The 9342-nt window shown below is 62.4% G+C and carries 7 protein-coding genes and 1 pseudogene (1 of these 8 running past the window's edge); 3 read left to right on the top strand and 5 right to left on the bottom strand.

The genetic code is table 11. The features are described from left to right. Window positions 1-47 precede the first annotated feature (47 nt). The 5 genes from recN to cls all read right to left on the bottom strand — a co-directional run bounded on the left by recN (window position 48) and on the right by cls (window position 5842). Window positions 48-1691: a DNA repair protein RecN gene (gene recN, locus QVP03_RS05650; protein ID WP_022332582.1), complete on the bottom strand. Its 1644-nt coding sequence runs from the start codon at window positions 1689-1691 to the stop codon at window positions 48-50. Between the two features lie 8 nt (window positions 1692-1699). Further along, window positions 1700-2965, bottom strand: coding sequence for a bifunctional phosphopantothenoylcysteine decarboxylase/phosphopantothenate--cysteine ligase CoaBC (gene coaBC, locus QVP03_RS05645; RefSeq protein ID WP_022332581.1), 1266 nt, complete (start codon window positions 2963-2965; stop codon window positions 1700-1702). 10 nt (window positions 2966-2975) lie between these two features. Next, window positions 2976-3302, bottom strand: a complete 327-nt coding sequence (locus tag QVP03_RS05640; protein WP_018694645.1) for a DNA-directed RNA polymerase subunit omega — start codon at window positions 3300-3302, stop codon at window positions 2976-2978. A 2-nt stretch (window positions 3303-3304) separates the two neighbouring features. Beyond that, window positions 3305-4135 carry an outer membrane protein assembly factor BamD gene (locus tag QVP03_RS05635; protein ID WP_018694646.1) on the bottom strand — a complete coding sequence of 277 codons (831 nt, stop codon included), beginning with the start codon at window positions 4133-4135 and terminating at the stop codon, window positions 3305-3307. A 315-nt stretch (window positions 4136-4450) separates the two neighbouring features. Then, window positions 4451-5842 carry a cardiolipin synthase gene (gene cls / locus QVP03_RS05630; RefSeq protein WP_022332580.1) on the bottom strand — a complete coding sequence of 464 codons (1392 nt, stop codon included), beginning with the start codon at window positions 5840-5842 and terminating at the stop codon, window positions 4451-4453. A gap of 267 nt (window positions 5843-6109) precedes the next feature. On the opposite strand from cls, the pseudogene greA reads away from it, so the two are divergent. The 3 genes and pseudogenes from greA to QVP03_RS05615 all read left to right on the top strand — a co-directional run. Beyond that, window positions 6110-6611: pseudogene (gene greA / locus QVP03_RS05625) on the top strand (transcription elongation factor GreA). A 144-nt stretch (window positions 6612-6755) separates the two neighbouring features. Beyond that, a complete protein-coding gene (locus tag QVP03_RS05620; RefSeq protein ID WP_022332578.1) occupies window positions 6756-7088 on the top strand; it encodes a hypothetical protein in 333 nt (110 codons plus the stop codon). 79 nt (window positions 7089-7167) lie between these two features. Then, window positions 7168-9342, top strand: partial view of a TonB-dependent receptor gene (locus tag QVP03_RS05615; RefSeq protein ID WP_022332577.1) — the 5' portion only. Its footprint extends 156 nt past the window's final position; the window shows 2175 of its 2331 coding nt (coding positions 1-2175); it begins with the start codon at window positions 7168-7170; its stop codon lies off the right edge, out of view.

Below are 9342 nucleotides of genomic sequence, written 5' to 3'. Positions count from 1 at the left end.
CGTCGGGACGGATTATCCGTCCCGATGCCGGGGCGTTGCGTGTGCGGTTATTTGCCCAGCAGAATGCGTGCCTGGGCTATGGCGGCATCGGTGATGCGGCTGCCGGAGAGCATCTTGGCGATCTCGGTGATGCGCTCCTCGTCCGTCAGGCGGGCGATGCCGGTGCGTCCGTCGCGTTTGTAGACCACGAAATGGGCTGCGCCTTTCGACGCCACCTGCGGCAGGTGGGTGATGTCCACGACCTGCAACGTCGCGGAGAGCGATTCGATGATCTCGCCCATGGCGTCGGCGATGCGCCCCGAGACGCCCGTGTCGATCTCGTCGAAGATGACCGTCGGCAACTGCATGCGCCGGGCCAGCAGGGATTTGAGCGCCAGCATGACCCGCGAGAGCTCACCGCCCGAGGCGATACGCTCGACGCTCTGGGGCGTCGCGTTGCGGTTGGCCGAGAAGAGGAACGCCACGCCGTCGCGTCCCGTGCGCCCGAGGTCGGGGAGCGGGGTGAGCGCCACCTTGAATACGGTTTCGGGCATGCCCAGCTGGGCGAGTGTCTCCAGGATCTGTTTTTCGAAGGCCGGGGCGGCTTTTGCACGTGCCTTGTGCAGCCTGTCGGCCAGCGCGCCGGCCTTCTGCGCGGCCGCGTCCAGCTCTTTTTCAGCCGCTGCGATCTCTTCGTCGCCGTGTACGATGGCGGCGAGTTGTGCGGCATAGCGGTCGCGGGCTGCGATCAACTCCGTTTCGGAGGCGACACGGTGTTTTTGTTGCAGGGCATAGAGGGCGTCGAGGCGTGCGGCGAGTTTGGCCAGCCGTTCGGGGTCGGCATCGAGGCGTTCGCTGTCGGCGGCGGCGGCGTTGTCGATGTCCTTCATCTCCTCGAGTACGGAGTGCAGGCGTGCGGCGTATTCCCCGGCCGCGGGAAAATGTTCGCGGATGCGCGTCAGGTCGTTCTCGGAATTTTTCAGGAGCGTGAGCATTCCGGTTTCGTCGGCATCGAGGGCGTTGCGGAGCGTAGTGAGCACCTCGCCGATGCGGTCGGCGTTCTCCAGTACGGCCAGTTCTTCCTCGATGGCGGCCTGTTCCCCTTCGCGGAGGTTGGCAGCCGTGAGCTCTTCGCTCTGGAAGCGGAGCCACTCCTCGTCGCGGCGTCCGCCGGCGGCGGCTTCGCGCAGGGCGGCGAGCCGGCGCCGCAGTTCCGTAAGCCGCGTATACTGCGCGGCATATTGTGCGAGCAGTTCCCCGTTCCCGGCCACGGTGTCGAGTGCCGAGGTGCGGAACTCTTCCGAGGAGAGGATCAGGTTCTGATGCTGCGAGTGGATGTCGATCAGGCGGGTACCGAATTCGCGCAGCTGCGCCAGTTGCACCGGGAGGTCGTTGATGAAAGCGCGGCTCTTGCCGGCCGGGGTTATCATGCGCGTTACGGTAGTCTCCGGCGCATAGTCGAGGTCGTTCCCGGCAAAGAAAGCCTCCATGTCGCGCCCCGAGAGGTCGAAGGTACCTTCGACCACGCAGTTGCGTGCGGCGTCCTTCATGGCCGAGCCGTCGTTCTTGGCGCCCAGCAGCAGGCCGAGGGCACCGAGCAGGATGGATTTCCCGGCTCCCGTTTCACCCGTGATGATATTCAGGTGGGGATCCAGCTCCATTTCGAGCTTGTCGATAAGCACGTAGTTCTCAACCGACAGACGGCGTAACATGGCGGTCTTTATTTTAACAGTGATTCGATTTTGTCGACGATACGTCCGGCTACTTCGCTCTTCGGCATCAGGGGCAGCGGCTCGCGGCCGTTGCGGTCGATGAAGGTCACCTTGTTGGTGTCGCCGCGAAATCCCGCGCCGGCGTCGCGCAGCGAGTTGAGGACGATGAAATCGAAGTTCTTTCGCGCGAGCTTCGCCTCGGCGTTGGCCTGTTCGTCGTGCGTTTCGAGGGCGAAGCCGACCAGCAGGCGGCCGCCTTTGGAGGCTCCCAGCTCTGCGGCGATGTCGCGCGTACGGCGCAGGGTGATGTGCATTTCGCCCTCGCCCTTCTTGAGCTTGGTCTGCGAAACCGTGTCGGGCGTATAGTCTGCCACGGCGGCGCACATGACAGCGCCGTCGGCGCCCTCGAAGGCTCGGGTCGTGGCATCGTACATCTGGGCGGCCGAGAGCACGTCCACGCGTTCCACGCCCGGGGGCGTCGGCAGCGACGTACGCCCCGTGACGAGGGTCACCTGCGCACCGCGTGCGGCCAGCGCTCCGGCGATGGCGTAGCCCATCTTTCCCGACGAGTGGTTCGAGATGAACCGCACGGGGTCGATGGCTTCGATCGTGGCGCCTGCCGTTACGACAAAGCGTTTACCGGACAGGTGCTTTTTTTTTTCGGGGGTTCCCGCGGAGAGGAGTTTGCCGACATAGGCGGCGATTTCCGCGGGTTCGGCCATGCGTCCCTTGCCCGTGAGCCCGCTGGCGAGCTCCCCTTCGGCGGGTTCGACAATCCGCACGCCGTGCCCGGCCAGTCGGCGCAGGTTCTCCTGGGTCGTGGGGTGGGCGTACATGTCCAGATCCATGGCGGGGGCGACGACCACCGGGCAGCGGGCCGAGAGGTAGGTCGTCAGCAGCAGGTTGTCGGCGATGCCGCATGCCATTTTGGCCAGTGTGTTGGCCGTGGCGGGGGCGATCAGGTAGCAGTCGGCCCATTCGCCGAGCGAGACATGGGAATTCCAGGCTCCGTTCTCGGGGTCGAAGAACTCCACGAGGATCGGGTTCCTGGAAAGCGTGGCCATCGTCAGCGGGGTGATGAACTGCTTGGCCAGCGGGGTCATCACGACACGCACCTCGGCGCCCGCCGTCCTCAATAAACGACAGAGCACAGCCGCCTTGTAGGCCGCTATGCTTCCCGTGATGCCCAGCAGTATGTGCCGTCCGGCCACTCCTTCGGCCGGGCAGGCAGCACCTGCGCCGGGGCCTTGTATGCCACCTCCCTGCAAATCCATGGCGGTATCCTTAGGATTCCTTGACCTCTTTGTTCTCCTTGTAGAAGAGTTCGCCGTCGAGGAACTCCTCGGTAGCGATGATCGCAGGCTTGGGCAGGCGTTCGTAGTAGCGCGAGATTTCGATCTGCTCGCGGTTCTCGAAGGTCTCCTCCATGGTGTCCGTCGGCGAAGAGAAGTCGGCGAGCTTGCGGCTGAGCTCGGTCTTCAGTTCGGTCGAGATCTGGTTGGCACGGCGGGCGATGATGTTCACCGTTTCGTAGATGTTGCCCGTTTCCTTGTCCAGATCCACCAGCTTGCGCGTGATGGTGTTGTTGGGGATGTTCTTCTTGATTTCCATTGTTATATGTTGTTGTCTTTGTCTTCGTCCTTCTTGTTGCGGTCGAGGTAGTCCCGTGCGTGCTTGGCCATGCGGTCGACCTCCTTGGTGTATTTCGATTCGGGGAACTCCTCCTTGAACGAGAGGTAGGAGTCGAGCATCGAGAGATAGCGGTCGGTCTGCTTGTTTGCGACCGAGTTGTTGGCGAAGCGGTAGCTGGCGTCCACGATCATGTACATGATCTCCTCGCGGTGGTTGCTGTCCGGGAATTGTTTGAGCGCATTCTTCAGCGATACGATGGCCGATTTGTAGCGGCCTATCTTATAGTAGGTGTATGCGTTCAGGTAGGACTTGTCGTGCAGGCGCTGCGTCAGTTCGCCGTTGATCTGCTTGAAATCCTCGACGCGGTCGCTGTGAGGGTAGCGCGACATGAACTCGTTGATGGCGATCAGTGCCTGCCCGGTCATCGTCTGGTCGCGCGAGGGGCCGGGCGAGAGGTAGTAGAAGCAGAGTGCGTACATGCCTTCGGCGTCTTCGATGAAGGCGCTGCGGCCGAACTTGCGGCGGAAATCGTCGAACAGGGCCGAGGCGGTGTCATAGTCGCGGTTCTTGAACTTGCAGCGGGCGTTGAAGAACGAGACGCTGTCTTCGCGCGGCGTGCCGATGTAGTAGTGCTGGACGCCCTCGAAGAGCGTCGAGGCACGCGACCACTTCTCTTTCTGGTAGTACTCCAGCGCCTTGCTGTAAATCAGTTCGGGTTGTCCGCTTTTGAGCAGGGAGTTGATGCCTGCGCATCCGCTAAATGCGGTGACCAGAATCACCCCGCACACGGCGTATAAAAAAGTCTGCTTCATTGATAAATCTTTTACGGCGCTTTATCGCGCAAAGTTACGCATAAATTAACGATTTCCAAAAAAAATTATTGTGCGTAACAATAAGGTGCCGCGCCGTATTTCCCGCTCCCGCCCGGGCGGGAGGCCTGCGGGCCTCCCGGGATGCCGCACGGCGGCATCCGAATCCGTGGCCGGAGGTGCTTCCGGCGCCGGTGGCGGACGGAGGGGAGCCTCTGCCCGGCGGTGGGGGCAGACAGGCGGCGAGAGGGAAAAATTACGGAAATCAGGGGGGCTGCGCGCCGGGCCCGGTGCGGAAATGCCGATCCGCGGCTTGCGCTACATCAGGGGCGAGACCAGCCGCAGCGCGTCGCCCAATGGCCCCGCCGCCCGCGCCCACCCGTGTGCGCGCCGCCACGCCGCGGGCCGCCATGTTTCCCGCGCGATCCGGCGGCACGAGGCCAGGTCGTCGTCGTAGGTGGCCGAGAGTGCCCGCACGACGCCCCGGTCGCGGATGAAAGCCGTGACTTCGAGGTTGTCCAGCAGGCTGCGGTAATCCATGTTCGCCGTGCCGACCGAGGCGGTATCCTCGTCGACGATCAGCAGCTTGGCGTGCAGGAAGCCGTTGTCGTAGCGGTAGAGTTCGACCCCGGCGTCGAGCAGGTCGCCGATGTAGGAGTCGGAAATCAGGTCGGTGAACGGCGAGTCGCTGCACGAGGGGATCATCACCTGTACCCGCACCCCGCCGCGCGCTGCCAGCCGGAGCGCGTCGAGCAACATGGCAGGGGGCAGGAAATAGGGCGAGGAGATGCGTACGGTGCGGTGCGCCCGGACGATGGCCGAGGCAAAGGCGTCGGCGATGGTCAGCCGCGAGGGCCCCTCCTCGGCCCAGGCCAGCTGGATCGGCAGCCGCCGCCGGATGCCGTGCGGGGCGATGTAGCGGCGGCTGTCGAGGTATTCGCCGCGTACGCGCGCCCAGTCGGCGATGAAGAGCCGTTGCAGGTCGGCCACGGCGTCGCCCTCCACGCGCAGGTGTTCGTCGCGCCATTTACCCATGTAATCCCCGTCGAGGTAGTATTTGGCGATGTTTATGCCGCCCAGGTAGGCGACCTTGCCGTCGGTGACCACTATCTTGCGGTGGTTGCGGTGCGTGACGCGCGTGGTGAACCACGGGAAGCGAACCGGTTCGAAAGCCGCAGTCTCGACCCCCGCGTCGTGCATGCGGCGCAGTGTCTTGCGGCTCAGGCGCCACGAGCCGACGGCATCGTAGATCACCCGCACCTCGAGCCCCGCGCGGGCTTTGCGGATCAGTATTTCGGCGATGGTATGCCCGATGCGGTCGTCGCGGATGATGTAGTACTCCATGTGGATCGAGCGCGTGGCCCGTTGCAACGAGGCGATCAGTGCCGTGAAGGCGTTGTTGCCGTTGTGGAGCAGCCCGACGCGGTTGTACCGGGTGGGGCGTGTGCCGCATCCGTGGGCGATGATCTGTTCGAGGCGGTCGCCGCGGCAGGCGGGGCAATCCGCCGCGGGGCCGTTGCGGCGGTAGCCGGCCAGTATGTAGAGCAGCGTGCCGGCGACGGGCAGCAGCAGGATCAGCGCCAGCCAGGTCGCTGCCGAGGCGGGGACGCGTTGCTGGCGCGTGACGACGGGGACGGCCATGAGCGCCCAGGCTAAGTGGAGCAGGAGTACGATATACATATCCCGCGCGAGGCGCATACTCCGTGCCATGCGCCGCGAAAAAAGATTTGGAAATTAGAAAATAACTTTTTATCTTTGCTGTATACAATGGAAACAGGGTTCTGGCCTTCACCGGTCAGGATTCTTATTTTTTTACGTTGTTTGTTTTACAGGGTTCCCCCGCTGCAAAGGGGAATACAGGAGGATTTTGGATGTGGGACGGGCATCTGCGGATGCCTAATGTGAGTTCGACGGGCCCCATGTTCGGAATCTTTCGCAGCGTTATGAAATTCAAGTGCGTCGGACTCGTTTAATATTATGGCAAAAGAGATTATTTATCTGACAGCGGAAGGTTACAAAAAACTCAAGGATGAGCTCGACCACATGCGTTCCGTCGAGCGTCCGGCGATATCGGCGGCTATTGCCGAAGCGCGCGACAAGGGTGACCTTTCGGAGAACGCGGAGTACGACGCCGCCCGTGAGGCGCAGGGTCTGCTGGAGATGCGTATCGCCAAGCTGGAGGATTCGCTCGCCAATGCCCGCGTGATCGACGAGTCGAAGATCGACAAGAGCAAGGTGCAGATACTGAGCAAGGAGCAAGGTGCAGATACTGAGAAAGGTGTCGCTGCTGAACCACAACACCAAGAAAGAGGTGGCCTACACGATCGTCGCCGAGCACGAGGCGAACCTGCGCGAAGGCAAGCTGGCGATCGGTACGCCCATCGCCAAGGCATTGCTGGGGCACAAGAAAGGCGACCGCGTCGACGTGGTGGTGCCTGCCGGGACGATCCATTTCGAGATCCTCGACATCAGCATCTGAGGCGCCCGATCCGCAGGGTGGCGGCGCCCATCGTCCGCCTCCCGGCATCCGGGTACGTGGACACGACATATATCCCCATTTTAGGGTATTTTTGCAGGGCCGTTTTGAACGGCCCTTTTTTATTGCTATCTTTGGCTCGGAAAGATGATACGCTACGCACCCAAAAGACTCTATGCGGCTTTGCTGCTGTTGGTTCTGCTCGCGGCCTACGCGGGGCAGAAGGTGCATATCTACAACGAAGACCATGCGCATTTCTCCGCGCACTGCGGCGATCTGGTGCCCGACAACGGTGCCCATACGATCATCGTCGACAGGTGTATCATCGACGATTTCTATTTCTTCCCCTACCTCGACATCGCGCCGACCGTGCACTCGTTCTATGCAGAGATGCTGGCCGTGCTGCTGCCCGAGGCAACCCGCTGCAAACTCTATGAGCAGGCGTCGGGCATTTCGCTGCGTGCGCCCCCTGTCGCGTAACCGGCGATCCCCTCCATTTTCCTGATTCATATTCCGGGTGCATGCAGCCCGGCCCATACTATTTATTATCTGACAAGCAATGAAAAAATATATTTTGCTGGCACTCGTCATGTGCCGGTGTGTACTGGTACTTGGTGTCGAGGCGCCGAAGAAAAGTACCGACGCCAATATCTTCGGCCATGTGGTCGACCGCGACACGCATGAACATATTCCCTATGCGACCATCGCCGTGACGGGCACGGCATTCGGCACCACGACCGACGCTTCGGGGCATTATTTCCTGAAAAACCTGCCCGAGGGCGCGCTGACGCTCGAAGTCCGCGCGTTGGGTTATGCCTCGCAGACGCAGCAGGTGACACTCAGGCGCGGGCAGACGGCCGAACTGAATTTCGAGGTGGTGCAGAGCGGCATTTCGATGGACGAGGTGGTCGTATCGGCCAGCCGTTCCGCCCGGCTGCGCCGGGAGGCGCCTGCGCTGGTGAGCGTGCTGGACGCCGGGTTGTTCGAGAAGACCAATGCCTCGTGCCTGGCACAGGGGCTGTCGTTCCAGCCCGGCGTGCGTGTCGAGGACGACTGCCAGAACTGCGGCTTCACGCAGGTGCGCATCAACGGCCTCGACGGCCATTATTCGCAGATCCTGGTCGATTCGCACCCGGTATTCTCGGCCCTGACGGGCGTATACGGCCTGGAACAGATCCCGGCCAACATGATCGAGCGGGTCGAGGTGCTGCGCGGCGGCGGCTCGGCGCTGTTCGGGTCGTCGGCCATCGGCGGCACGATCAACGTCATTACGAAGGAGCCTTCGCGCAATTCGGCGCAGATGTCGCATACGCTCACTTCGATCGGCGGCAGCAATTCCTATGACAACAATACGATGCTCAATGCTTCGCTCGTCACCGAGAGCGGCCGGGCGGGGCTTTGCGTCTTCGGCCAGAGCCGCCACCGTTCGGGCTACGACCACGACGGCGACGGCTTCACCGAAGTGCCCGTCATCAACAGCCAGTCGGTGGGCATGCGTACGTTCTTCCGTACGGGCGCCTATTCGCGCATCACGGCGCAGTACCACCATATCAACGAATTCCGCCGCGGGGGCGACATGCTCGACCGGCCGCCCCACGAGGCGCTGATCGCCGAGCAGATCGACCATTCGATCGACGGGGGCAGCCTTTCGTTCGACATCTCGTCGCCCGACCGCCGCAACCGCTTCAATGCCTATGCCTCGTTTCAGAATACGGCGCGCAAGAGCTACTACGGCAGCAAACAGGATCCCGATGCCTACGGGACGACGCACGACCTGACCGTAGCGGCGGGGATGCAGTATATCCACGAGTTCAGGAAGCTGCTGTTCATGCCCTCGGAACTGACCTTCGGTACGGAGTACAGTTACGACGACCTGGGCGACCGTTCGATCGGCTATGATATCCACACCGACCAGACGGTGCATATCGTGGGTGCCTATCTGCAGAACGAGTGGAAGACCAGGAAGTGGTCGCTGCTTGTCGGCGGCCGCCTCGACAAGCACAACCTCGTAGACCATGTGATTTTCAGCCCGCGCGTCAACGTGCGTTTCAACCCGTCGGAAGCGGTGAACCTGCGCGTGAGCTACGCCGGGGGCTACCGGGCCCCGCAGGCGTTCGATGAGGATATGCACATCGCCATCGTGGGCGGTAAGCGGGTGCGCATCCGGCTGGCGGATGACCTGAGGGAGGAGCGCTCGCACAGCGTGAGCCTCTCGGCCGACCTTTACCATACGTTCGGGAAAGTGCAGACCAACCTGCTGGTCGAGGGGTTCTATACGATCCTCGACGATGTGTTCGCGCTGCGCGACATGGACGATGCGGCCGACGGCGGTAAGGTCAAGGAACGCTACAACGGTTCGGGGGCCACGGTGCGCGGCTTCAATGTCGAGGGGCGCGCGGCCTTTACCCGCTGGTTCGAGTTGCAGGCGGGCGTGACGCTTCAGCAGAGCCGTTACAAGGAGCCCGAATTCTGGAGCGAGGACGCAGAGGTGCCGCCTGTGCGCCGGATGTTCCGCACGCCCGATGCCTACGGCTATTTCACCGCGTCGTTCAAACCGGTGCGGAATTTCACGGCCGACCTGTCGGGAACCTGCACCGGGTCGATGCTGGTGCAGCACATGGCCGGGTCGGGCGTCGCGCAGGACGTGGCCGTCTCGACCCCGTCGTTCTTCGACATGAATATTCGCCTGTCGTACGACGTGCGGATTTACAAGGAGATAACCATGCAGCTTTAC

Source organism: Alistipes sp. CAG:29, from assembly GCF_000435435.1.
In the GTDB taxonomy this organism is placed as follows: domain Bacteria; phylum Bacteroidota; class Bacteroidia; order Bacteroidales; family Rikenellaceae; genus Alistipes; species Alistipes onderdonkii.
This window is presented reverse-complemented; position numbering and strand designations above follow the sequence as displayed.

Bases quoted from the DNA above. Each gene is read 5' to 3' on its own strand.
- QVP03_RS05620 (WP_022332578.1), top strand. From the start codon at position 6,756: ATGATACGCTACGCACCCAAAAGACTCTATGCGGCTTTGCTGCTGTTG.
- coaBC (WP_022332581.1), bottom strand. From the start codon at position 2,965: ATGGATTTGCAGGGAGGTGGCATACAAGGCCCCGGCGCAGGTGCTGCC.
- recN (WP_022332582.1), bottom strand. From the start codon at position 1,691: ATGTTACGCCGTCTGTCGGTTGAGAACTACGTGCTTATCGACAAGCTC.
- QVP03_RS05635 (WP_018694646.1), bottom strand. From the start codon at position 4,135: ATGAAGCAGACTTTTTTATACGCCGTGTGCGGGGTGATTCTGGTCACC.
- cls (WP_022332580.1), bottom strand. From the start codon at position 5,842: ATGGCACGGAGTATGCGCCTCGCGCGGGATATGTATATCGTACTCCTG.
- QVP03_RS05640 (WP_018694645.1), bottom strand. From the start codon at position 3,302: ATGGAAATCAAGAAGAACATCCCCAACAACACCATCACGCGCAAGCTG.